This is a genomic window from Microbispora sp. H10830, from assembly GCF_014161375.1.
GTDB lineage: Bacteria > Actinomycetota > Actinomycetes > Streptosporangiales > Streptosporangiaceae > Microbispora > Microbispora catharanthi.
Genome location: NZ_JABBWX010000003.1, coordinates 512591 through 536787, shown reverse-complemented (window position 1 = coordinate 536787; position 24197 = coordinate 512591). Strand labels below are relative to the sequence as shown.

Annotated in this window: 17 protein-coding genes and 1 other RNA gene; 6 read left to right on the top strand and 12 right to left on the bottom strand. The window is 70.6% G+C overall.

Features of this window, described 5'->3' with window-relative positions:
- Positions 1–223 precede the first annotated feature (223 nt).
- Complete coding sequence (locus tag HHX35_RS11730) at positions 224–685, top strand: hypothetical protein (protein ID WP_182898837.1); 462 nt, start codon at positions 224–226, stop codon at positions 683–685.
- A gap of 52 nt (positions 686–737) precedes the next feature.
- Here HHX35_RS11730 and HHX35_RS11725 read toward each other — a convergent pair whose 3' ends face one another.
- Both HHX35_RS11725 and HHX35_RS11720 read right to left on the bottom strand, forming a co-directional pair.
- Entirely contained in the window at positions 738–1733 is a 996-nt protein-coding gene (locus HHX35_RS11725) for an MBL fold metallo-hydrolase (protein ID WP_182898836.1), read from the bottom strand.
- Positions 1734–1801: 68 nt separating this feature from the next.
- The gene (locus HHX35_RS11720) at positions 1802–2398 is read right to left on the bottom strand and encodes an HXXEE domain-containing protein (RefSeq protein WP_182898835.1); all 597 of its coding nucleotides are present in this window, start codon (positions 2396–2398) and stop codon (positions 1802–1804) included.
- 155 nt (positions 2399–2553) lie between these two features.
- Here HHX35_RS11720 and HHX35_RS11715 point away from each other — a divergent pair, with 155 nt between their 5' ends.
- Complete coding sequence (locus tag HHX35_RS11715; protein WP_182898834.1) at positions 2554–5352, top strand: AAA family ATPase; 2799 nt, start codon at positions 2554–2556, stop codon at positions 5350–5352.
- A gap of 104 nt (positions 5353–5456) precedes the next feature.
- Here the strand turns inward: HHX35_RS11715 and HHX35_RS11710 are convergent, their stop codons facing one another.
- Positions 5457–7664 (bottom strand): acyl-CoA dehydrogenase, encoded by a 2208-nt coding sequence (locus HHX35_RS11710; RefSeq protein WP_182898833.1) that lies wholly within the window; start codon positions 7662–7664, stop codon positions 5457–5459.
- A gap of 216 nt (positions 7665–7880) precedes the next feature.
- On the opposite strand from HHX35_RS11710, the gene HHX35_RS11705 reads away from it, so the two are divergent.
- The gene (locus HHX35_RS11705) at positions 7881–8963 is read left to right on the top strand and encodes a S1C family serine protease (RefSeq protein ID WP_182898832.1); all 1083 of its coding nucleotides are present in this window, start codon (positions 7881–7883) and stop codon (positions 8961–8963) included.
- A gap of 78 nt (positions 8964–9041) precedes the next feature.
- Positions 9042–10085 carry an adenosine deaminase gene (locus HHX35_RS11700; RefSeq protein WP_310739031.1) on the top strand — a complete coding sequence of 348 codons (1044 nt, stop codon included), beginning with the start codon at positions 9042–9044 and terminating at the stop codon, positions 10083–10085.
- On the opposite strand, the gene HHX35_RS11695 is transcribed toward HHX35_RS11700, so the two are convergent.
- From HHX35_RS11695 to ftsE, 6 genes are all read right to left on the bottom strand, one after another.
- A complete protein-coding gene (locus HHX35_RS11695; RefSeq protein ID WP_310739030.1) occupies positions 10058–10630 on the bottom strand; it encodes a UTRA domain-containing protein in 573 nt (190 codons plus the stop codon). The genes HHX35_RS11700 and HHX35_RS11695 overlap by 28 nt on opposite strands.
- A gap of 150 nt (positions 10631–10780) precedes the next feature.
- Positions 10781–11166, bottom strand: a transfer-messenger RNA (tmRNA) gene (gene ssrA, locus HHX35_RS11690).
- 325 nt (positions 11167–11491) lie between these two features.
- A complete protein-coding gene (locus HHX35_RS11685; protein ID WP_182898830.1) occupies positions 11492–13399 on the bottom strand; it encodes a penicillin-binding transpeptidase domain-containing protein in 1908 nt (635 codons plus the stop codon).
- Between the two features lie 3 nt (positions 13400–13402).
- A complete protein-coding gene (smpB, locus tag HHX35_RS11680; protein WP_139573262.1) occupies positions 13403–13885 on the bottom strand; it encodes an SsrA-binding protein SmpB in 483 nt (160 codons plus the stop codon).
- A 57-nt stretch (positions 13886–13942) separates the two neighbouring features.
- The gene (ftsX, locus tag HHX35_RS11675; RefSeq protein WP_182898829.1) at positions 13943–14842 is read right to left on the bottom strand and encodes a permease-like cell division protein FtsX; all 900 of its coding nucleotides are present in this window, start codon (positions 14840–14842) and stop codon (positions 13943–13945) included.
- 14 nt (positions 14843–14856) lie between these two features.
- A complete protein-coding gene (ftsE, locus tag HHX35_RS11670; protein WP_079315626.1) occupies positions 14857–15546 on the bottom strand; it encodes a cell division ATP-binding protein FtsE in 690 nt (229 codons plus the stop codon).
- Positions 15547–15725: 179 nt separating this feature from the next.
- On the opposite strand from ftsE, the gene HHX35_RS11665 reads away from it, so the two are divergent.
- Entirely contained in the window at positions 15726–15914 is a 189-nt protein-coding gene (locus HHX35_RS11665; RefSeq protein WP_182898828.1) for a hypothetical protein, read from the top strand.
- Here the strand turns inward: HHX35_RS11665 and prfB are convergent.
- Positions 15908–17026 (bottom strand): peptide chain release factor 2, encoded by a 1119-nt coding sequence (gene prfB, locus HHX35_RS11660; protein WP_182898827.1) that lies wholly within the window; start codon positions 17024–17026, stop codon positions 15908–15910. The two genes, HHX35_RS11665 and prfB, sit on opposite strands and share 7 nt — an antisense overlap.
- Positions 17027–17109: 83 nt before the next feature.
- Here prfB and HHX35_RS11655 point away from each other — a divergent pair, with 83 nt between their 5' ends.
- On the top strand, positions 17110–18171 hold the full coding sequence (locus HHX35_RS11655; RefSeq protein WP_182898826.1) for a hypothetical protein: 1062 nt from the start codon (positions 17110–17112) through the stop codon (positions 18169–18171).
- Between the two features lie 13 nt (positions 18172–18184).
- Here HHX35_RS11655 and HHX35_RS11650 read toward each other — a convergent pair whose 3' ends face one another.
- On the bottom strand, positions 18185–23143 hold the full coding sequence (locus tag HHX35_RS11650) for an NAD-glutamate dehydrogenase (protein WP_182898825.1): 4959 nt from the start codon (positions 23141–23143) through the stop codon (positions 18185–18187).
- 26 nt (positions 23144–23169) lie between these two features.
- Entirely contained in the window at positions 23170–23991 is an 822-nt protein-coding gene (locus HHX35_RS11645; RefSeq protein ID WP_182898824.1) for a tryptophan 2,3-dioxygenase, read from the bottom strand.
- Positions 23992–24197: the final 206 nt, after the last annotated feature.

Genomic DNA, 24197 nt, shown 5'->3' with positions numbered 1-24197 from the left:
GTCCGGAGTGGTGGATCGCAAGGCGGAGGAGGAGCTCGTAGCGGAGCTACGAGCGACAACGCAGCGAGGTGCCGCTCTGGGCGACGCGACGGAGCAAAGATCGGCGGGAGGGGCACAAGTGCGCCCTCGACGGGGGACGGGCAAGCGGAGATCAGGGCGACTGCAAGCGGCCGGGCGTATGACTTGGGTCACCGAAGCTCGGCACGACCCCTGGGAGAGCCAGATGCACCGCTCGATCCGCCACCTGCTCGGTCTCGCCGCCGCCTCCGCGATCGTCGCGTGCGGCCTGCCCGCCTTCACCTCGACGGCCCACGCGGCGGACGACCTGTCCGCCGACTGGGGGCCCGTCTACTCCGACTACTACGGCAACGGCCGTGCGATGGCACGCGGCCGGGTGTGGGATAACGAGGACAACGACAGCTTCAACTTCGAGGCACGGCTGTACGACCGGAACTCCCCCGCCCGGTTGTGCGGCTACCTGCACATGAGGATCGACACCGACGGCGAGCTCTGGGAGCCCACGATCAAGAAGTGCGGCCCGGCCGGCTTCACCCCCTTCACGATCAAGGCGTGGGAGGAGGACATTCCCGACAGCATCCGGGTCAGGGTCTGCTACTGGGACACGGGCACCCGCACGGTCACCTCCTGCGGCAAGTGGAGGTACGCCTACCGGAAGGTCGGGTAACGACCTTCCGGTTCCAGGTGTCAGTGTGAGCGCCGCCGTACTCGACGGGTCCTCACCGGTCTTCGTAAAGGCGGTAGGTGGCCAGGACGTTGAGCCGGTGCAGATCACGGCAGAGGGTGAGCATGCCCTGCTGGGCGAGTTCCCGTGGCACCGGATAACGCGCGAGGGCGGCCGACAGCCGGGGATCGAGGCGCTCCGCCCAGGGATCGGTGCAGGCCGCGAACGTCTCCTCCAGACTGCGGCCCGCCTTCACACTCGCCTCAACCTCGGCATGGAGCCGTTCGAGGTAGCCGACGAGAGCGTCCACGGCCGCGGGCCCGTCTCCCATCGGGCCGTGCCCGGAGACGATGGTCTCCAGATCGGGCAGGGCCTCGCGCATCCTGCGCAGCGAGCCCAGGTATGGTTCGGGGCCGCCCTGGAGCAGCATGTGGGCGATGCCGGCGTGACAGAGGAAGTTGCCGGTCCAGGCGGTGCGGGCGTCGGGGACGTACACGATCGTGTCTCCCGGGCCGTTGCCCGCGCCGAAGTGATGCAGCTGGACGACGCGTCCGCCCAGGTCGATCTCGGCGAAGGAGTCGAACGTCAGGTCCGGCGTGCGCCACACGGTGACCTCGTCGAGCAGTGCGACGTCGCCGTACATGTTGGCCGAGCGGGTCTGCTTCTCGTACGCCAGGTCGGTCATGTTCGCCTTGTTCGCCCCGGACGAGACGATCACGACCTCCCGGGGGAACGCGGCGTTGCCGAAGGTGTGGTCGCCGTGGTAGGTCGTGTTGGCCAGGTAGCGGAGCGGCCGGTCGGTGAGGCGGGCGACGGCGGCCTGGATCATGGCCGAGACGCCGGGGGTGATCCCGGCGTCGACCACCAGCGCGGCGTCCCGCCCCGCGATCACGCCGTTGTTGTCCTTCGGCGGCAGGTTGGCCATGAGCGCCCACACGCCGGGCGTGAACTCGTGCGGCACCAGTTCGAGACCCACCGGCGACAGGTTCGGACCTCCGTAGCCCGTGGGCCGCTCGGCGATCTCGCGATCAGGAATGCGAGAGACGGACATGACGATTCCCTTCGGTTCGGTTTGCAGTGCGGACGCCGCCGTCGAGAGCGCGTCGCCGTACCCGGAGATCAGACCGAGGCGGCGACCGGGCGGGCGTCGGGGGCGACATCCGCGTGTGGGCGAGCGGACGTCCACAGGCGATACACGAGGATCGGGCCGATGACCCAGTAACCGAGCGAGGTGACGATGCCGGGGAAGGCGAGGTCACCGGAGACCAGGTCGTAGACGGGGTGACCGATCGCGTTGCCCATCGCGCCCATGATGGCGAAGAACCAGGCGATGAGCAGCGGCACCCGCCAGCCCCGGTAGATCGCGAGCGCGCCCAGCGCGAAGGCCGCGTAGGAGATCATGTTGATCCAGACGAACAGGGACAGTGACATGGCGTGCGCGCCGAAGACCTCGGTGGGCCAGCGCCAGTTGAACCCGTTCATGAACTCCTCCCCGAAGTGGAGGAACTGCCAGGCCAGGCCGATGAGGTAGATCGGCAGCACCCGGGAGGGGTCGGGGAGCCGGCGGTCGGTGGTCGCGAGGTGGCAGCCGTAGGCGATCACCATCGCGGGGATGAAGGTCAGCCAGAGCGCCAGCCCCGGTGACAGGTAGGCGAACAGGGCGATCAGGGCGGCGGCCACGACGCCGGCGGCGACGGTGGGACGGTGGCGGGTCATCCAGTGCTCCTCATGAGGTGAGGGTCCCGTTCCGCCGGGGGAGACGTCGGGAGATCCATGCCGACGACGCTAGGGCGGCGGCGCCCGCCCGTAATCTGTCACGTGACCGGTCATGCCGAAGCGGACATACGTCACGTCCTCAATAGGATCGTCCCGTGCTGTACGGGCGTAGCGCCGAAACCGATCGCATCGATCACTTGCTGGCCGAGGCCAGGGACGGCCGAAGCGGCGCTCTGGTGGTTCGCGGACCGGCGGGGATCGGCAAGTCGGCGCTACTCGACCACGCGGCACGCAATGCCTCCGCCACACGGATGCGGACCTTGCGCGGGGTGGGCATCGAGAGCGAGACCGAGCTGGCGTTCGCCGCACTCCACCTGTTGCTGCGTTCCGGGCTCGACCGGCTCGACCGGCTGCCGGTCCCGCAGGCGGACGCCCTCAGAGGAGCCCTGGGCATGGCCGCATCCACCGCGACCGACCGCTTCCTGGTCGGTCTCGGCGCGCTGACCCTGCTGTCCGAGCTCGCCGGCGACGGGCCCCTGCTGTGCCTGGTCGACGACGCCCAGTGGCTGGATCGATCCTCGGCCGACGCTCTGCTCTTCGCCGCGCGGCGGCTGGACGCGGAAGGGGTGGCGCTGATCCTGTCCATCCGCGACGGCAGCCACGGATTCGGGCCGACCGGCCTGCCCGAGATGAGGCTCGGCGGCCTCGGCCCGGCGGACGCGGCCACGCTGCTGAATGAGACCACCGGCACGCTGGCGCCGCACGTCAGGGACCGCATCCTCGCCGAGAGCGAGGGGAACCCGCTCGCGCTCATCGAGCTTCCCGCGGCGCTCACGCCAGAACAGCGGGCCGGCCACGTCGATCCGCTCGCCCACCACCTCGGCCCGCTCCCGCTCACCGGACGGATGCAGGAGGCCTTCCAGACGCAGATCCACGCCCTGCCCGAACCCGCCCGGACCCTGCTGCTCGTGGCGGCCGCGGAGAGCACCGGCGACCTCACCGTCATCCTCGCGGCCGCGCAGCGGCTGGGCGTCGGCGCCGACGCGGCCGAACCGGGTGAGCGTGCCGGGCTCATCCGCGTCGACGGGGAGCTGGCCTTCCGCCACCCGTTGATCAGGGCGGCCGCCTACCAGGGAGCGCCGTTCACCAGGCGCGTGGCCGCGCACCGGGCACTGGCCGCCGCGCTTGAGGGAGCCGCCGACGGAGGCCGGTACGCCGACGCGCGGGCCTGGCATCTCGCCGCCGCGTGCACCGAACCCGACGAAGCCGTCGCCGCCGAGCTGGAGCACGCGGCCGAGCGGGCCAGGCGCAGAAGCGGCCACGCCGCCACGACCGCCGCCTACCAGCGCGCGGCGCAGCTGTCCCCGGACCCGCGCGAGCGGGTGCGCCGGCTCATCAGCTCCGCCGAGGCGGCGATGGACGCCGGTCAGCTCCTACGGTCCCGCGCGCTGGCCGACCGGGCGGCCCTGCTCACCGACGATCCGCGCGAGCAGGCCAAGCTCGCGGGAGTCCGCGCGGCCGTCGAGTTCGAGCAGGGCTCACCGCGGGTCGCGCACGGCATCCTCATGACCGCCGCCGCTCCCATCGCGGCCGCGGACCCGTCCATGGCCGCGTCCATGCTGGTGGAAGCCGTACGCGACGCCTGGTTCGCCGGCGCGCCCGAACTGGCCGCGCAGGCCGTCGACCGCCTCCACGCCCTGGAGCTGCCGGCCGGGCATCCCCTCCACCCGGTCATCGCCGCGATGACCGGCCTGGCCGCCCTGCTGGCGGGCGATCCCGCCCGCGGGCTGGTGCCCATCCACGCGGCACTCGCCGACGCCAGGCGATCCCAGCCGGCAGGCCCCGGAGAACGGCTCATCATCGCGTCGATGGCCTTCATGGTGGGCGACGACGAGACGTCGCTGGACCTGTCCGCCGGCCTGGCCGACGACTGCCGGGCCCAGGCGATGATCGGCTGGCTGCCGCACGCGCTGCAGAACCTCGCCAGCAGCCAGCTCTACCTGGGCCGGTTCCAGGACGCGAAGGCGTCGGCCACCGAAGCCGTGCGCATCGCCGAGGACACCGGGCAGCATCACCGCGTCGACCACTTGCACGGTGTGCTCGCGTGGCTCGCCGCGGTCTCCGGCGACGACCGGACCTGCGAACATCTCACGAGCCGCGTTCGCGCCCACGCCATCGGCCACGGCAACGTGTCGAGCCTGGCCTGGGCGGTCTGGGCGCAGAGCCTGCTCGCCCTCGGACAAGGCAGGGCGCAGGCCGCACTGGACCATCTGGAGACGGGTATCACCGGCACCGTCCGCCACCAGCTCACGACCACCTTGTTCGTGCCGGACCTGGTGGAGGCGGCGGTCCGGTGCGAGCAGCCCGAACGGGCCACGGCACCGCTCGCCAGATTCGACGAATGGGCCACCGCCACCGGGCAGCCCTGGGCGCGCGCCGTCGCCCTGCGCTGTAAAGCGCTGACCGCCGCGCGGGATGAGGAGACGGAGAGCGACTACGTCCAGGCCGTCAGCCTGCACCTCAACGGAGGGCGGCCGTTCGAGGAGGCCCGCACCAGACTCCTGTTCGGAGAGTGGCTGCGCAGAAACCGGCGCAAGGCCGACGCCAGAATCCACCTCAGACAGGCGCTGGACATGTTCGAACGCGCCGGCGCCCGCCCTTGGGCCACGCGTGCCCGAGCCGAACTGCGTGCCACAGGAGAGGTGTCCAGCGCCGCCCGCGCGGTGGGCGTGGCCGGCCTGTTGACCCCGCAGGAGCTGCAGATCGTCCGCCTGGCCGCGCGGGGCGCCACGAACCGTGACATCGGCGCCCGGCTCTTCCTGAGCCCGCGTACGGTGGGCTATCACCTGCACAAGGCCTTTCCCAAGCTCGGCGTCGCCTCCAGAACCGAACTGGGCCGGCTCGACCTCGGCGATCCTGCCCCTGGGACGAGCCCGCGCCACGGCGGCGGCTGACCCCGGCCCGCGCCCACGGCTGTCGCGCCGCCCGCGTGTACGTCCGCGCCGGCGGCCGGTCGCGCGGGCGCACGAGGGGCCCGCGCGACCTGCCGCGGCCGGGGCTACTTGCCCGGCTCCGGGTCGCGGGGCAGGCCGAGCATGCGCTCGGCGATGATGTTGAGCTGCACCTCCGTGGTGCCGCCGTAGATCGTCATCGCGCGGGTGGCGAGCACGGCGCGGTTCCAGTAGCCGGCGTCGCCGAGCTTCCAGTCGGCGGCGGTGACGGCGGCCGGGCCCAGCAGCGAGACCGCCACCTCGGAGACGTGCTGCGCGTGCGCGGTGGACAGCAGCTTGCGCACCGACGCGTCGGCGCCCGGCTCGCTGCCGGCGAGCTGCTTGAGGGTCACCCGCAGCGACAGCGCGTTGATCGAGTGCGCCTCGCACACCACGCGGGCCAGGTCCTGCCGCTCGGCGGCGGTGAGTTCGCGGCCCAGCCGGCCGGTCAGGCCGAGCAGGTCTGGTGCCGAGGCGCCGGTGCCGCCCGAGCCGGACGACAGCGAGACCCGCTCGTTCGACAGCGTGTTCCTGGCGACCCGCCAGCCCTCGTCGACCTCGCCGACGACCAGCTCGTCCGGCACGAAGACGTCGTCGAGGAACACCTCGTTGAACAGGTTCTCCCCGGTCATCTCGGTCAGCGGCCGCACGGTGACGCCGGGCCCCTTCATGTCCACCAGGAAGTAGGTGATGCCGTCGTGTTTCGGCTTGGAGGTGTCGGACCGGGCGATGCAGATGGCCCACTCGGCGACGTGCGCCACCGACGTCCAGATCTTCTGGCCGTTGAGCCTCCAGCCGCCCTCGACCTTCTCCGCCTTCATCTGCAGCGACGCGAGGTCGGAGCCTGCCCCCGGCTCGGAGAAGAGCTGGCACCAGATCAGCTCGCCGCTCAGCGTCGGCGGCAGGAACCGCTCCTGCTGCTCCGGCGTGCCGTAGGTGACCAGCGACGGCACCACCCACGCACCGATGATCATCTGCGGCGGCTTGATCTTGGCCGCCCTGACCTCCTGGTGGATGAGCACCTGCTCCAGCGGGGAGGCCGCGCGGCCCCAGGGCTTGGGCAGGTGCGGCATGACGAAGCCCGCCTTGGCCAGGGCACGCTTCTGCTCGACGCCCTCCAGGGCGGCGATCTCGGCGAGCTCCGCCCGGATGGATTCGCGCAGCGGCTCCGACTCCTCCGGCAGGTCGATCTCCATCTCCCGGGCGACGCCCTGGAGCGCGAGCGCGGCCACCCGGTCGGACCACTCGGAGGAGGAGCCGAGCAGCGCGCGGACGGTCAGCGCCCGGCGGTAGTACAGGTGGGCGTCGTGCTCGAAGGTGTAACCGATGCCGCCGAACGTCTGGATCGCGTCCTTGGCGCACTGCACGGCCGCGTCGGGCGCCATGACGGCGGCGATCGCGGCGGCGTAGTCGCGCTCGGCGCCCTCCGCCCGGGTGGCGTCCCAGACCGTGGCCCTGGCCTGCTCCAGCGCCACGAGCATCCGCGAGATCTTGTGCTTGATGCCCTGGAACTGGCCGATCGGGCGGCCGAACTGCACCCGGACCTTCGCGTAGTCGGCGGCGGCGGACACGCACCAGGCGGCCACCCCGGCCGCGTCCGCACCGAGGACGATCGCGGCGATGTTGCGCACCTCGGCGCCGGTCAGGCCGGTCAGCACCCGCTCGGCGGGCACCCCTACGCCGTCCAGCTCGACCTTGGCCACGCCGCGGGTGAGGTCGAGCGACTTGACCGCGGTGACCGTCGCCTGGGCGGCGTCGACGGCCACCCACTCCTCGCCGCCGTCCGTCGCCACCGGCAGGACCAGCACGTCGGCGACCGCCGCGCCGAGGACAAACCCGGCCGCGCCGCTGATCGTCAGGACGTCGCCGTCGCGGACACCGGTGATCTCGCCGCCGAGCGCCACCGCGCCGGTCAGCGATCCGTCCGCGAGCCCGGGCAGCAGCTCGGCCTGCGCCTTGCCCTCGGAGGCGAGGATCGCGGCGCTGGCGAGCACGGTCGGCACCATCGGACCGGGCGCCACCCGCTCCGACAGCGCCTCGATCGCCACGGCCGCCTCCAGGAGGCCGTAGCCGGAGCCGCCGAACTCCTCCGGGACGTGCAGCCCGAGCAGCCCCTGTCCGGCGAGAGCGGGCCAGAAGGCCGGGCGCTCCTCCGTTCCCGGATCGGCGAGGACACCCACCGTGCCTCGCACGACGTCGGCGGGCACGGCCCGCTCGGCCCATCCGGTCACCGACTCGCGAAGCGCCTCGTGCTCCTCGCTCAGCCCGATCGCCATTAGATCCTCCAGCACTAGGTCCTTGTAGAACCATATTCTAGAGGAATATTCGCTGGCTAGGCCGTGGCCGTGCGCTCGGATTACTCGGAGCGCGGGTGCTCGGAGCGCGGGTGCTCGGAGCGCCCGGGTATCGGCTGTCCCGGGCACCCGTCATGACCTGCGCCGGGTCCGGCGTGCCGCCTTGCGGCGACCGTTCCCGCAGGTAGACAGGGGACTATGCAGCTCTCACGGAAGGTCCTCCGTACGGTCGCCGCCCCGGCCGTGGCCGCGCTGGTCGCGGGGGGATGCGCGCCGGGAACCGCCCCGGGCGAGACCTCCCCTCCGGCGGCGCCCCCGAAGACGGGGACGGCCGCGCCCGTCCCGACCCGCCCCATCGAGCTCGAGACGGCCTACGAGCAGGTCATCAAGAGGGTCCTTCCGTCGATCGTGCAGATCACCACAGGACAGGCGCTGGGCTCGGGCATCGTCTACGACACCGACGGCCACATCCTGACGAACGCCCACGTCGTGGGCGCCGCCAAGGAGTTCCAGGTCACGCTGGCGACCGGCGGCAAGCCGAGGAAGGCCAGGCTGGTGAGCTCCTATCCCCCCGGCGACCTGGCGATCATCCAGGTCGAGAACAAGAACGGGCTGACACCCGCGACCTTCGGCCGCTCCGCGAACCTCAAGGTCGGGCAGATCGTGCTCGCGATGGGCAACCCGCTCGGCTTCTCCGGCAGCGTGACCCAGGGCATCGTGTCGGCCCTGGGCCGCACCGTGACGGGCGAAAGGCACGCCGGCGGCGGGGCCGCGACCATCACCAACGCCGTCCAGACCTCCGCGCCCATCAACCCCGGCAACAGCGGCGGCGCGCTGGTGGACCTGTCCGGCCAGGTCATCGGCATCCCGACGCTGGCCGCCGTCGACCCCAACCTGGGCGCCGCGCCCGGCCTCGGCTTCGCGATCCCGAGTGACACCGCGACCGACATCGCCCGTCAGATCATCAGGTACGGCCGGGTCGTCAACAGCCATCGGGCGGCCCTCGGCGTACGGGTCGGCACGGCGGTCGACGCGGACGGCAACCCGATCGGCGTGGCCGTCGGCTCGGTGTCCCCCGGCGGCGGCGCGGACAAGGCGGGCATCCGCCCCGGCGACGTGATCGTGAAGGTCAACGGCACGCCCACGCCCACCGCCAGCGCCCTGTCGCAGGTCCTGGTGACGCTGAAGCCGGGCGACAAGGCCCGGGTCGAGTTGATGCAACCGGACGGCACCAGGAGCACGGTCACCGTCGTGCTCAGCGAGCTACCGGCCGGGGGATGACCCCGATCCTGACAAAGTGGTGTGAGATACCGCGAATTCTCTTGGAGGGGGCTCCCACCTGGTTGTTACGGTCGGTCCGTGATCTCCCCGGAACTCAGCCGGTTCATCGCCGGGCTGCCCAAGGCCGAACTGCACGTGCACCACGTGGGCGCGGCGTCTCCGCGCATCGTCGCCGAACTCGCCGCACGGCACGAAGGATTCACGCCCGTGCCCGCCGATCCCGCGCTGGTCGAGGCGTTCTACGACTTCCGCGATTTCCCCCACTTCCTGCAGGTCTACCTGCAGGTCGTGGACCTGGTGAGGACGCCCGACGACCTGTGGACGCTGATCCACGGCGTGGGCGGCGACATGGCCGCCCAGCAGGTGCGGTACGCCGAGCTCACCATCACGCCGCAGCTCCATCTGGTGCGGGGCTTCGCCCCGCAGGAGTTCTGCGAGGTGATCGAGGACGCCCGCCACAGGGTCGAGGCGGACTACGGCACCGTCCTGCGCTGGTGCTTCGACATCCCCGGCGACTTCGGGGTCCCGGCCGCCGATCAGACGCTCTCCCTCGCGCTCGACCAGCGGCCGGACGGGCTCGTCAGCCTCGGGCTCGGCGGCGGGGAGCACGGGGTGCCCCGGTCGCTGTTCGCCCCGCACTTCGCCGCGGCCCGCGCCGCCGGGCTCCACTCGGTGCCGCACGCCGGCGAGGTGACCGGCGCGCAGTGCGTCTGGGACGCCGTACGCGAGCTCGGCGCGGAGCGGATCGCGCACGGCATCCACAGCGTGGAGGACCCGGCGCTGCTGGAGCACCTGGCCGAGCACGAGATCACGCTGGAGGTCTGCCCCACCTCGAACGTGTGCACGCGGGCCGTGCCCAGCCTGGCCGAGCACCCGCTTCCCGCGCTGGTCGCGGCCGGGGTGCCGATCACGGTGAACACCGACGACCCGCCGATGTTCGGCACAGACCTGAACCGGGAGTACGCCGTGGCGGCCGAACTGCTCTCCCTCGACGAGAAGGGCGTCGCCGACCTGGCCCGCGCCGCGGTGAAGGCGTCCTTCCTCGGCGCCGAGGGCACCTCGGCCCTGCTCGCGGAGATCGACGCCTACGTCGCTCAGAACTCGTCGGCGCCGCTCACCTGAACGATGTCGAAGACGTGCCGTGAGGCGGCGCAGACCGTCTCCAGCACGTGGATCGGCAGGTCGTCGGCCGAATAGGCGGCCCGCACGATCTGGACCACCCACTCGCCCACTCCGCCGGCGGGGTGAGCGTCCAGTTCCAGCGTGGCCGCCTCGTCGCCCCGGGGCGGCCGGGCCACCAGGTGCTCCTCCGCCCGCCCGAACCGGTGGCCCAGCTCCTCGATGCGCGCCTGCAGGCTCGGCGCGAGGAAGCCCGGCTCGCACAGCGGCGTGTCCGCGAAGAGGTCGAGCCGCAGGAAGCTCGTGGCGACCCGCACCGGCACGTCACCGGCGAGCAGCAGCTTGCGCCGGGCCAGCACCGGCGTGCCCGGCTCGACCCGCAGCCCGGCGGCCACATGCTCGGACGCGGGCTCCGGACCGACGTACAGCATTCTGCGCCCGGCCCGCACCCCCTGCCGCTGCGCCTCCGTCAGGAACAACGAGGCCGATCCCCGTACGGCAGGCTCCGACGGCAACGATCGCCGCACCACGATTCTCGGCTCCCCCACGGCAGACCCCTCCCATGTACCGTCCCCGACAGTACTCGTCATACCTGAGAGCCACTCCGGAGGTGGGCGCCGACAGGCCGCGGTGACCTTGCGGAAAACAGCGGAAGGGCGGGGAGGAAGCGTTCGCTTCCTCCCCGCCCTTCCGCGGAGATGTGGAGGTGGCGGGAATCGAACCCGCGTCCTTCAACACCAAGACAGGGCTTCTCCGGGTGCAGCCTGTTGCGCTTTTCTCGGCCCCGGCAATCTCACAGGCGAGTCGCCGACGGGCCCAGTCACTGTTTGGTTTCCCGTACGACCCCGTGACCGGGCCGGACGGTTGAGCCTTCTAGCGATGTCAGTTCCGGGCCGAAGGCACTCCCGGGCTGACAGAGGTTTCTCGCTGCTTAGGCGGCGAGAGCCAGGGAAGCCTGGCTCACCTCAGTGCTCTTCTTATTGGCACTTATTTGTTTGCGGTCACAGTGTTGACGGGGTTATGTCCGCAGTCCCCGACCCGCTTCCCCTGACTTGCAATGCCGAAGTCGAAACCGGTCACCCCCTGTGCAGTTGTCAACCCAGACCCGAGGGCCTGGCTTCACAAGCTTACTCATGACAACACCGGCGACGCGACTCGAATTCCTTCCCCCCGGTGCGCCGGTGGGCCGGTGGGCCGGTGAGACGCCGAAGCCCCCGGGAACGCGGCCTCTGGCGCGCGCCCCCGGGGGCCGACCGGCAGGGTCGAGCCGGTCCAGACGGGCAGGGCTCCCCCCGAGATGGAGCCCTGTCCTCATCACGGCGACTGGGCCCGCAACCCCCCAAGCGGGTCCCAGTCACCTAGAAAGACGCCGGTCGCCGCCCTGATGGTTGCTCGCCTCCGAGCATTTTTCAGGTCTGGGGCTGGGCGTCGCGGAAGAAGCTCCCGGCGATCGCCGAAGCGGCCGCCGTATCGCCGCTCTGCGCCAGCACGGCGACCGCGACGTCCCCCTGCCAGCCCACGAACCACGAGAGCTTGGTGCGCTCCTTCTTCTCCGTCTGCGTGACCTCGGCGGCCACGCCGTACACGGGGTCGCCGGGGGCGGAGGCGGCGGAGGCCGCGCCGGACGTCACACCGGCCCGCATGAGCGTGCGCAGCTTCGCGATGATCGCGGGATCGAGCGTCACGGGCTGCGCGGCGGCCTGCGTGACGCCGTCCCCGGCCGCCGGGTCGGGAGCGACGGGCGAGGTCACCAGCACCGGCGGCCGCCACGTGCCGGACTTGACGGCCGCGGCGACGAGGGCCATCGCCAGCGGGCTCACGCGGGCGCCCTGCCCGGCCATGATCTTCGCGATGGCGGCGTCGCCGTCAGGGGCGTCCATCGACCCGCTGAACGTCTTCAGCGGCAGCTTCCAGTCGCCGCCGATGCCGAACTGGCTCGCGCTGGCGGACAGCCGCTGCCCGCTGATCCGCCGCGCCAGCGACGCCAGGGCGGTCACGCAGCCCTGCGCGAAGTCGGTCTGGAAGGTGGGCGTCATCACGCCGTCGACGCCGGGCTGCTGGAATCGGGCTCCGCCCACGGTGCGATCGGCGCTGCACGGCACCTTCTGCTTCGGGTCGAGGCCCGACTGGAGCAGTCCTTCCGCGGCGACGACCGAGAAGGCGGTGCCGGCCGCGAACTTGCCGGCCAGTGCGTCCTTCTCCTGGTGCAACTGGTTGGTGGAGACGGCGAGCAACTGGCCGGTGGATGCCTGCACCGCGACGAGCGCGGCCGGGCGGGGCCCCGCCACCGCGGCGTCCCCCACGCTCTGCAGGCGGCTGTCGATCGTGGTCTGGACCGACGAGTTCTCCCGCCCCGGCCACGCCTTGAGCTCCTTGACCAGTCGCCCGGTGGCGTTGTCGAGGATGACGACCCGGGTCTCGGTCGAGCCGGTGAGCTGGTCCTGGTAGGCCTTCTGCAGGCCGTCCCGGCCGAGCGTGTCGCCGGCCCGCTGCGGCCCGCCGAGCCGCTGCTCCGCCTCCGGGGTGATGGCTGTGACCACCCCGACGATCTGGGTGGGCGACTTGGGAGCGACCGGCGGGTTGTCGATCTGGAACTCCAGACCTTGGATGGCCTCCAGCTTGGACCTGATCTGGGCGAACTTCGTCCGCCCGAACGTCGCGAGGGGGACGAAGTCCTGCGGGGGCGACGACAGGATGCGGCTCAGCAGGCGGTCCTGGGCGAAGCCGGTGACCTTCGACAGCTGGTCGCAGAGCCGGCCGGGGTCCTTGACCTTGGCGGGGTAGACCCCGGCGACGTGCAGGACGGTCTCGTCCTGCAACGGGCTGCCGTTCCGGTCGAGGACCGGCCTGCGGCCCTTGGGGACGGTGGCGACCGCGAGCCGCTGCCCGGGGTGCAGGTCGGGGTGGACGACGCTCGGCGACCACCGCACCTTCCACTGGCTGCCGACCAGGTGCAGGGGCAGGTTCCCGTCGTACTGCCAGAGGGGGTTGTTCTCGCCGAGGTCCACCTCGGCGTGGTAGCCGGCCTGCGCGGCGTCGCCGTCCTGGCTGATGCCGCGCAGGGAGAAGCGGATCGAGGCGGCGTCCAGTTGCAGCCGGGCGTCCTCAAGCGCCTTGCGCACCGCCGCCTGGTCGCCGTCGGCCCGCCGCGCGGCGGCCGCGTAGTCCCCCGTCTGCCAGCCGACGAGGAAGTCGCGCACCGCCTCGTGCGGCGACGGCTCCTCGAAGCAGCCGGTCAGCAGGGGCGCGGTCAGCCCCAGCGCGAGCGCGGCCCGTACGGCTCTCGCCCGGACGACCCCGAATGATCGGAAGGACACGGCCTAACGGCCCCCCCGGCGGCGGACCGCGTTCGACATGGCCCGCGCCATCTCCCGGCCGGCCTGCTTCTCCATGAGCGTCTGTCGCTTGTCGTAGTCCTTCTTGCCTCTGGCGATGCCGATCTCGATCTTCGCCCGGCCGTCCTTGAAGTACATCGACAGCGGGATCAGCGTGAGGCCCTTCTCCTTCAGCGTCGCGTCGAGCTTGCCGATCTCCTTGCGGTTCAGCAGCAGCTTGCGCGTGCGCCGGGCGGCGTGGTTGGTCCAGGTGCCCTGGCTGTACTCCGGGATGTACACGTTGATCAGCCAGACCTCGCCGCCCTCGACCGAGGCGTAGCCGTCGGTCAGGTTGGCCTTTCCCGCCCGCAGGGACTTGACCTCGGTGCCGGTCAGGACGAGCCCGGCCTCGTAGGTGTCCTCGATGAAGAAGTCGTGCCTGGCACGCTTGTTCTGGGCGATCAGCTTGCGCCCGGTCTCACGTGGCATAAGGGGAGCCTACCGTCGCCGCGAAGGGCGGAAACGAGCTGCGCGGCCGGTGCGGGATCACACCCGCAGGTAGCGGCGCAGGGTGACGAACGAGGCGAGCACACAGATCAGCACGCCGACGGCCATGGTGCCGGTGATCACGCCGGCGACCGTGTCCCAGCCGAGGGGCGCGGCCATGTAGGTCTGGATCGACTCGAAGATGAAGACCTTGACGATGATCAGGATCACACCGGACAGGACGCCGCCGATGAGGCCGGCGATCAGGCCCTCCAGCACGAACGGAAGCTGGATGTAGATGTTGGAGGCGCCGACCAGCCGCATGATGCCGGTCTCCCTTCGGCGGTTGTACGCCGACAGCCGGACCGTGTTGCCGATCAGCAGGGTGGCCGCGATCACCATGAGGATCGCGATGCCGAGCGCCACGTTGCGCAGCGTGTCCATGAAGCCGAAGACCGACTGGAGCAGGTCGCGCTCGTTGACGACGTTGGAGACGCCGGGCTGCCCCTTGAGGCTGCTCGCGACGGCCGCCGCCTTCTCCGGGTCCTTCAGCTTGACCCGGAAAGACTCCGGCATGTCCTCGGGCTTGGTCACCGAAAGCAGCAGCGTGTTGCTCTCGGTGCTCTGGAAGTTCTTGAACGCCTGGGCCTGGTTCTCGAACTGCACCCGCTCGACGTCCGGGAGCGCCTTGATCGTCTGCTCCAGGGTGCCCTTCTCCTCCTGTGTGACCGCGCCCCTGTTCTTACAGGGTTCGAAGGGAGAGCCCTTGGTGCACAGGTAGACCGACAGCTCGACCTTGTCGCTCCAGAAGCCGGTCAGCTTCGAGACCTGGGAATTGATCATCAGTCCGACGCCGAGCAGCGCCATGCCGACCGCCACTGTCACGATCACCGCGATGGTCATCGTGAGGTTGCGCCGAAGGCCGATCCAGACCTCGGAGAAGATGAAGTTGGCCCGCATGGTCCCAGTTACTCCTAATACGCCTGGCCGTACACGCCGCGCGACTGGTCGCGGACGATCTTGCCGTCCTCGAGCTCGACCACGCGCTTGCGCATGGAGTCGACGATCGCGGCGTCGTGTGTCGCCATGAGGACGGTCGTGCCGGTCCTGTTGATTCGGTCGAGCACCTTCATGATGCCGATGCTCGTGGCGGGGTCGATGTTTCCCGTGGGCTCGTCGGCGAGCAGAATCATCGGCCGGTTGACGAACGCGCGGGCCATGGCGACCCGCTGCTGCTCGCCACCGGACAGCTCCTCCGGCATGCGGTGCGCCTTGCCCTCGAGGCCGACGAGCTCGATGACCTCGGGCACGACCTTGCGGATGAAGCGGCGAGGCTTGCCAATGACCTCCAGGGCGAACGCCACGTTCTCGTAGACGTTCTTGTTCGGCAGCAGCCGGAAGTCCTGGAACACGCAGCCGATGCGGCGGCGCAGGTGCGGCACCTTGAAGTTGGACAGCTTCGACAGATCCTTGCCGGCCACGTGGATGGAGCCGCTGTTGGGCCGCTCCTCCTTCAGGACCAGCCGGAGGAAGGTGGACTTCCCCGACCCTGACGGACCGACCAGGAACACGAACTCGCCCTTGTCGACATCCACGCTCACGTGGTCGAGGGCGGGCCGGTTTTGGTTCGCGTAGACCTTGGTGACATTATCGAAATGGATCACGGGCGCATCACGGCTAGCCAGTCTAGGGGGTGGGACGGCCGGTACGGGGGTCGCCGGTCACTTTGCTCTGGATCGACGTTCCGTTTGGCCAGAGGCCAGTCTAGGGGTAACACTGGCATGGAACGTCCATAACGGAAACAAAACGATTAGCCCTTGGGCGATGGGGCGGTAAAGCTGCTATGAGCTGCGAACATCTGATCTGCGCCGCGTGCGCGGGCCCCGTGGTGGAGGGGCGCTGCCCCGTCTGCCGCGAGGGCCGCGCCAAGGTTCACCACCACGGATTCATGGGGCTGTCGCCCCTGGTCATCGCGCTTGTCGTGCTACTGGTCGTGGCGCTTGTCGCGCTCACGCACGTCAGCGGTTACTGACCGTCACCGGACTCCTGGCGGCGCGTCCAGCGGATCTCGCCCTCGATGAACTCGTCGAGGTCGCCGTCCAGCACGGCGGTGGGGTTGCCCGCCTCCACACCCGTACGCAGGTCCTTGACGATCTGGTAGGGGTGCAGCACGTAGTTGCGGATCTGCGTGCCCCATGACGTCGTCGTCTCGCCGCGCAGCTCGTTCATCGCCGCGGCCTCCTCCTGGCGCTTGCGCTCCAGCAGCTTGGCCTGGAGGACGGCCATCGCCGTCGCGCGGTTCTGCAGCTGCGACCGCTCGTTCTGGCAGGAGACCACGATCCCGGTCGGGAGGTGGGTGATCCGCACGGCCGAGTCGGTCGTGTTCACGCCCTGGCCGCCCGGCCCGGACGACCGGTAGACGTCGATGCGCAGGTCGTCCTCGTTGATGTCGATGTGGTCGGTCTGCTCGACCACGGGCACCACGTCCACGCCCGCGAACGAGGTCTGCCGGCGGCCCTGGTTGTCGAACGGGCTGATCCGCACCAGCCGGTGGGTGCCGTGCTCGCCTCTGAGCGTGCCGTACGCGTAGGGGGCCTTCACGGCGAAGGTGGCGGACTTGATGCCGGCCTCCTCCGCGTAGGAGGTCTCGTAGACCTCCGCCGGGTAGCCCTTGCGCTCGGCCCACCTCAGGTACATGCGCAGCAGCATCTGGGCCCAGTCGGCCGCGTCGACGCCGCCCGCCTGGGAGTTGATGGTCACCAGGGCCTCGCGGGCGTCGTACTCGCCCGACAGGAGCGTGCGCACCTCCAGCGCGCCGACCTCGGACCTGAGCGCGGCGAGCTCCTTCTCCGCCTCGGCGAGCGCGTCGGCGTCACCCTCCTCGGCGGCCAGCTCGAACAGGACCGGCAGGTCCTCCAGGCGGCGGCTCAGGCCGTCCACACGGTTGACCTCGGCCTGCACATGGGAGAGCCGGCTGGTGACGCGCTGGGCCTGCTCGGGGTCGTTCCACAGGTCGGGCGCGGCAGCCTGCTCCTCCAACTCGGCGATCTGCTTGCGCAGGGCGTCGAGGTCGAGCACGTCCTGAATGCCCTTCAGCGTGCCGCTAAGCTCGTTGATCTCTTCGGCTGGATCGATGACTGCCACGTCTGTAAAGGGTACGCGAATCGGAGACCCGGTCAGGCAGCACGCGTCGGTAGCATGTGGATCGATTGCATGGGGAGGCTGGCGTGAACGGGGTCGTTCGGAGTGCGCTGGCTCTTGCCCTCGTCACCTGTACGGCCGTCGCCTGCTCCGGCGGGGAGCCGGCCCGGCCGACGGCCAGCCCGGCGGCGGCCACCTCCGCCCTGCCGAGTCCCGCCGACAGCCCGTCGCCGTCGCCCAGCCCCCTCGCGGTGACGCTTGAGGAGGCGTCCCGGGCGCTCGACGCGTTCCTCGACACCGACGACGTGCTACGGCTGGCCGGGGCCGACCGGTGGGAGCTCCTGCTCACCCAGGACGGCCAGCGGCCCATCACGATCGCCGACATCCACTCACAGGAGGGCAAGCCCGCCCGCTACACCTGGGATCGCCGTACGGTGCTCGTGCCCCGGCAGAGCGGCCGCTCGACCGTCTGGTTCGCGGCCACCGCCCGGCGGCGGGACGCGTCCGGCGAGGTCCGCACGGGCGTGTTCACGTTCGTACGGCAGGGCCGGGACGAGCGGTGGCTCAACAGCTTCGCGTCCCTGCTCTACCCCGGCGAGAAACCGCCCTCGGTCGCCCTCGACGCGGACGGGTACGCCACGGCGCTGGAGTCGCGCGACGCCTCGGTGGCCATCAGCCCCAACCTCATGGGCCCGCTGCACGCCACGGTCGCCGAGGAGGGCCCCAAGGGCTACGCCTCCGGGCTGATCGCCCCCGGCCCGCAGACGACGGGCTTCTACGACGAGATCGTCAAGACCAAGGCGACGGCGAAGGACGACGACTGCATGGCCTACGAGTCGATCTTCGCCTCGGCCCCCAACTACCCGATCTTCGCGCTGCGCACGCGCGACGGCGGCGCGATGATGCTGTACACGCTGATCCGCACGTCCTCATGGAACCCCATCCCGAAGTGCGGCGAGGGGCGCCCGGTGACGATCCCCGCGGCGGCCCGCTGGCTGCTGGGCCACACCAAGGACCTGTTCATCCGGCAGAAGCGGCAGATCGTCGAGACCCAGCAGTACGTGAGCGCGGTGCCGCCCAAGGTGTCCACCGCGCCCGCGCACGTCGTCGGCTACGAGGGCATCGTCACCAGCGGCTCCAACCGCTGATCGCCGAGCGCGGTCACGCCTCCGCGTGCGGGAGGTTGCTGGTGGACACCAGCGTCCGCACCGCGCGCAGCGCGACCGACAGAGTCGCCAGGTCGAAGGTGTCGCTCTCCCAGATTTCCGACAGCGTCTGCCGCGACCGCGTCACCGCGGCCTGGTTGGCCTCCGTCCAGCTCGCCAGCCGCTCCTCCGGCGACAGGCCCGGCCGGCTGTGGATCAGCACGTCCCTGGTGAGCGTCGCGTGGGCGGCGTACAGGTCGTCGCGCAGCGCCGCCCTGGCCATGGAGTTCCACCGGCTGTCGCGCGGCAGCGCGATCACCCGCTCGCGCAGCCGGGCGAGCTGGAGCCGGTCGGCCAGGTCGAAGTAGACCTCGGCCACCTCGCTCACCGGCCGGCCGGTGTACGCCGCGATCTCCACGAGGTCGAACGTGGAGTAGGCCGGCACCATCGCGGCGACCCGCTCGGCCAGCTCGCCGGGCACGCCCCTGGCCACGAAGGAGTCCCTGCGCTCCTCGTACGCCGCCAGGTCGGGGCCGGTCAGCAGCTTGGGCAGGTGGGGCAGCAGGCCCCCGGCGCCCTCGATGAAGTAGCGGGCCGTGGAGGCGAGGTCGAGCGGGGGGCGGCGGTTGCCGAGCAGCCAGCGGGTGCCGCGCTCGGACAGCTTGCGGCCCTCCAGCAGCATGGCGAGCTGGGTCGCGGTGTCCACCTCGTTGTCCAGCTCCTCGATCTGGCGCGTGAACGAGGGCAGGTCGAAGACCTCCCGCGTCACGAGGTAGGCCCGCACGATGTCGGGCGTCGAGGCGCCGGTCTCCTCGCCGAACCGGTAGACCAGGCTCGTCCCGCCGAAGTTCACCACGTCGTTGACGATCCGGGTCGTGATGATCTCCCGGCGCAGCGGGTGGGAGTCCATGTACGCCCGGAAGCGGTCGCGCAGGGCCGAGGGGAAGTACGACACCAGCCACGACGCCAGCGAAGGGTCGTCGGGGATGTCCGACTGCAGCAGTTCCGCGTCCACCACGAGCTTGGTGTAGGCGAGCAGCACCGCGAACTCGGGGTTGGTGAGCCCGAGCCCGGCCTGGCGCCGCTCGGCGAGCACCTTGTCCGACGGCAGGAACTCCAGCTCCCGGTTGACCAGCCCCTCGCGCTCCAGCCTCCGTAGGTAGCGGGCGTGGATGTGCAGCATCTCCGGCGCCTGCGCCCGGGCCGCCGCGAGCACGACGTTCTGGGCGTAGTTGTCCTCCAGCACCAGCCTGCCCACCTCGTCGGTCATGTCGAGGAAGAGCTGGTTGCGCTGCTTGTCGGTCATGTCGCCGTCGCGGACGACCTGGTCGAGCAGGATCTTGATGTTCACCTCGTGGTCGGAGGTGTCCACACCGGCCGAGTTGTCGATGAAGTCGGTGTTGATCAGCCCGCCGTTCAGCGCGAACTCGATCCGGGCGCGCTGGGTGAAGCCGAGGTTGCCACCCTCGCCGACGACCTTGCAGCGCAGGTCGGCCGCGTTGATCCGCAGCGCGTCGTTGGCCTTGTCCCCCACGTCGGCGTGGGTCTCCGACGACGCCTTGACATACGTGCCGATGCCGCCGTTCCACAGCAGGTCGACGGGGGCCCGCAGGATCGCGCTGATCAGGTCGTTCGGCGCGAGCGCGGTGACGTTGTGCGGCAGGCCGAGCGCGGCGCGCGTCTGCGGCGAGACCGGGATCGACTTCGCGGTGCGCGGCCACACGCCGCCGCCCGCCGAGATGAGCGACCTGTCGTAGTCGTCCCAGGAGCTTCTGGGCAGCTCGAACAGCCGTCGCCGCTCGGCGAAGCTCCGCGCGGCGTCCGGGTCGGGGTCGACGAACACGTGCCGGTGGTCGAAGGCCGCCACGAGCCGGATGTGCTCCGACAGGAGCATGCCGTTGCCGAACACGTCGCCCGACATGTCGCCGACGCCGGCCACGGTGAAGTCGGTGCTCTGCACGTCCACCCCGAGCGTGCGGAAGTGGTACTTGACCGACTCCCAGGCGCCCCTGGCGGTGATGCCCATGGCCTTGTGGTCGTAGCCCACCGACCCGCCGGAGGCGAAGGCGTCGCCGAGCCAGTATCCGTACTCCTTGGCCACCTCGTTGGCGATGTCGGAGAACGTCGCGGTGCCCTTGTCGGCGGCCACCACGAGGTAGGTGTCGTCGCCGTCGTGCCGCACGACGTCGGGCGGCGGCACGACCTCCCCCGCGACCAGGTTGTCGGTCAGGTCGAGCAGGCCGGAGATGAACTGGCGGTAGCAGGCCACGCCCTCGGCCAGGAACTCGTCGCGCCCTCCCGCGCCGTTTTTGAGCTGGGGGGGCCGCTTGACGACGAAGCCGCCCTTGGAGCCGGTCGGCACGATGACGGTGTTCTTGACCATCTGCGCCTTGACCAGGCCGAGGATCTCCGTGCGGAAGTCCTCCATGCGGTCCGACCAGCGCAGGCCGCCGCGGGCGACCTTGCCGAAGCGCAGGTGCACGCCCTCGACCCGCGGCGAGTACACGAAGATCTCGTACTTCGGCCGGGGCAGCGGCAGCACGCTGATCGACTGCGGATCGACCTTCAGCGAGATGTACGGCTTGCGCCTGCCGGTGACGAACTGGCTGCCCGCGTCCCCGGCGTCGCGCCCGTCGTCGCGCGCGGCCTGGAAGACGTTGGTGCGCAGCGTCGCCTGGATCATCTCCAGGTAGGCCCGCAGGATGCGGTCCTCGTCGAGCGAGGCCACCTCGTCCAGCGAGGCGAGGATCTCCTCGGTCAGCGCGTCGCAGACCTCCGGCCTGCCGTCGTCCGGCCGCCGCGGGTCGAGCCTGGCCTCGAACAGCCGCACCAGCAGCCGGGCCAGCCGCACGTTGCCGCGCAGCACCCTCTCTATATACGACTGGCTGAACGTGGTCCCGGCCTGCCGCAGATACTTGGCGTAGGCCCGGAGGATCTCGGCCTGCTCCCAGGTGAGCCCGCCGGCCAGCACGAGCGCGTTGAAGCCGTCGTTCTCCACCTCGCCGCGCCACAGGACGGCGAACGCGTCCTGGAAGAGCCGTTTGAACTCGTCGCGGTGCACCTCCTCCGAGGGGGTGTACCGCAGGCCGAAGTCGTAGATCCAAGCGTCCCTGGTGTCGGGGTCGTGGTCGCGGTCGATCTCGTACGGCCGCTCGTCCACCACCTCGACGCCCATCCGCTGCAGCAGCGGGAGCACCCGCGACAGCGAGATCGGCGCGCCCAGCCGGTAGAGCTTGAAGCGCCGCTCCCCCTCCGCCGCGCCGTACGGCTCGTAGAGGTTCATGCCGATGGCGTTCGGGTCCTCGCCGAGCGCTTCCAGCCGCTTGAGGTCGGCGACGGCCGTACGCGCGGGGAAGTCGGCCTTGTAGCCCTCGGGGAAGGCGGTGCCGTAGCGGCGCAGCAGCCGGGGCGCGTCCTCCTCCGGGCACAGCTCGCCGATCGCGGCGGCGAGGTCGTCCTCCCAGGTGCGGGTGGTGGCGGCCAGCCGCGCCTCCAGCTCCTCGACGTCGACCGGCGTCTCGCCGAGCGGTTTTCCGCGCTCGCCGCGGATCACGACGTACAGCCGGGCCAGCGCCGACTCGCCGATCATCGTGCTGTAGTCGAGCGAGGAGCCGCCGAGCGCCTTCATCAGGATCCGCTGCATGTGCAGGCGGACCTTGGTGGTGTAGCGGTCGCGTGGCAGGAAGATCAGGCAGGAGATGTAGCGGCCGTAGTCGTCGCGGCGCAGGAACAGCTTGACCTGTTTGCGCTCGCGCAGCCGCAGCACGCCGAGCGCGATGGGCAGCAGCTCGCCCACGGAGATCTGGAAGAGCTCGGTGCGCGGGTAGGTCTCCAGGATCTCCATCAGATCCTTGCCATCGTGGCTGTCGGGCGACAGCCCGGCACGCTCCAGCACCTCGGCGAGCTTGCGCCGCAGGACCGGGATCCGGGAGATCGACTCGTTGTACGCCACGTGGGTGAACAGCCCGAGGAACCGCCGCTCGCCGATCACCTCGCCCTCGGGCGAGAAGACCTTGATCCCGACGTAGTCGAGGTAGTGGGGCTTGTAGACGGTGGCCCGGCTGTTGGCCTTGGTGACGATCAGCAGCTGCTTCTCCCGGGCCTTCGCCCGCACCTTCGGCGGCAGGGCGGCGAAGCTGGCCGATCCGGCCTTGTCGGCCCGCAGGATGCCGAGCCCGGTGCCGGGCAGGCCGCGCAGCGCGGCGCCGCCGTCGGTGTCCTCGAGCCGGTATTCGCGGTAGCCGAGGAACGTGAAGTGGCCGTCGGCCAGCCAGCGCAGCAGCTCCATGCCGTCCTCGACCTGCGCGGGGTCGAGCGGCGGCGGGTTGACCGCCAGGTCCTCGGCGGTCTGCACGGCCAGCGCCCGCATCTTGGCGAAGTCCTCGACCGCGCAGCGCACGTCGAGCAGCACCCGCTGCAGGTCGCTCTCCAGCTCCTTGAGCACGCCGTGATCGGCCTGCCGGTCGATCTCGATGTGCATCCACGACTCGCGGACGTCCTGCCCGGTCACGTTCTCCCTGTCGGGGCCGAGCAGCTCACCCGTCATGTCCCTGCGCACCCGCATCTGGGGGTGGACGATCAGGTGGGTGCCGATCTCGTGCCGGTCCAGCTCGGTCGTCACCGAGTCGACGAGGAACGGCATGTCGTCGGTGACGATCTGGACCACCGTGCGGCCCGGGTCCCAGCCGCACTCCTCAAGCGTGGGGGTGTAGACGCGAACCAGGGCGCGTCCCTGCGGCCGGTGCTGGGCCAGGTGGCGGTGGGCCATCGCGGGGCCGTACACGTCCACCGGGTCGCGGTCGGCCAGGTCCTCCACCGGGACATTGCGGTAGTACCGCCTCAGGAAGGCCAGGGGGTCCTCGCCCTCCACGTGCAGCGCTCCCGGCGCGTGCGCGCACCTCTCGGCGGCGATGCGGAGAAGCTCGTCCAGCGCTTCATCCGATTCCTGCCGATTCAGCGCCATTTCGAGCGGCATGTCGCTACTCACTCCCTTGTGAGGATTCAAAGCCAGGCCCGGAGTTCCCAGAGCAGGGGAAAGAAGTGCAAACGCGCCCTTCCCCTCAAGTACGGTGCCCCGGAGGAGCCTCCCGTACCGGATTTCGTGCCGATCTGGCGCTCCACCATCTGCACGTGCCTCATCCGCCAGAGCGCGGTCGTCTCGTCGTGGGTGAGGAGATCTTCGGCCAGGTCCCACAGATCGTCGTACGACCCCCGGTCACGGGCCACGGCCAGCAGGGATTCCATGATCTCCTCGTCGGAGACCGGCAGGCCGCGCTGGGAGAGGGCGGTGAGGAAAGCATCCCACAGCGTCGGCTCGGCGAGCCGACGCCGGAGCCTGGCGAGTTCCGCCTCGCTCGCGTCCCTCAGCCGGCCGAGGTACGCCGGGTCCTTGGCACCCGAGAGGAACTCGAGCTCGCGGAACTGCACCGACTGGAAGCCGCTCGCGGGAGCGAGCACCGACCGGAACTCCAGAAAGTCCTGCGGCGTCATGGTCTCCAGCACCTGGACCTGGTCGACCAGGACCTTCTCCACCGCGTGGACCCGGCGGAACAGATGCCGGGCGCGCCACAGCGCGCCCTCGATCATCGCGTCCCTGATTCGCTCCAGCTCGTGCAGGAGGAGCTTGAACCACAGCTCGTAGACCTGGTGGACGGTGATGAACAGCAGTTCGTCGCTGGCCCCCGACCGCTGCTCCTGCTGGCCGAGCAGCTCGGGCAGGCGGAGATAGCCGCCATAGGACAGGCGCCCGCCCTCCTCACCGAAGCTGCGGGGCGGGGGAAGCACGTCCCCGGACCCGGCCCGGCCATACGGCGTCGCAGGCATGCGCCACTCCTCCACGATGGGCGCGTCCCTTCCGGTCCCCATTGACCGAAAGCCCGGCACCACCGCCCCCGATACCACCCCATAACGGCACAAACGTCAACTTCGTCGCGCGCTCGCAATCAGGGGATTGACCTTGCCCCATTTAACCAGCCACGCCTCCGCCGAGGGGTCTCATGCGCATACAGCCGCCGGAGACGACCGCCGCC

Coding starts and splice junctions, on each gene's coding strand:
- HHX35_RS11730 (WP_182898837.1), top strand. CDS start 224: ATGCACCGCTCGATCCGCCACCTGCTCGGTCTCGCCGCCGCCTCCGCG.
- HHX35_RS11720 (WP_182898835.1), bottom strand. CDS start 2,398: ATGACCCGCCACCGTCCCACCGTCGCCGCCGGCGTCGTGGCCGCCGCC.
- HHX35_RS11705 (WP_182898832.1), top strand. CDS start 7,881: ATGCAGCTCTCACGGAAGGTCCTCCGTACGGTCGCCGCCCCGGCCGTG.
- HHX35_RS11710 (WP_182898833.1), bottom strand. CDS start 7,664: ATGGCGATCGGGCTGAGCGAGGAGCACGAGGCGCTTCGCGAGTCGGTG.
- HHX35_RS11645 (WP_182898824.1), bottom strand. CDS start 23,991: ATGCCTGCGACGCCGTATGGCCGGGCCGGGTCCGGGGACGTGCTTCCC.
- HHX35_RS11725 (WP_182898836.1), bottom strand. CDS start 1,733: ATGTCCGTCTCTCGCATTCCTGATCGCGAGATCGCCGAGCGGCCCACG.
- HHX35_RS11665 (WP_182898828.1), top strand. CDS start 15,726: ATGAGCTGCGAACATCTGATCTGCGCCGCGTGCGCGGGCCCCGTGGTG.
- ftsX (WP_182898829.1), bottom strand. CDS start 14,842: ATGCGGGCCAACTTCATCTTCTCCGAGGTCTGGATCGGCCTTCGGCGC.
- HHX35_RS11650 (WP_182898825.1), bottom strand. CDS start 23,143: ATGCCGCTCGAAATGGCGCTGAATCGGCAGGAATCGGATGAAGCGCTG.
- smpB (WP_139573262.1), bottom strand. CDS start 13,885: ATGCCACGTGAGACCGGGCGCAAGCTGATCGCCCAGAACAAGCGTGCC.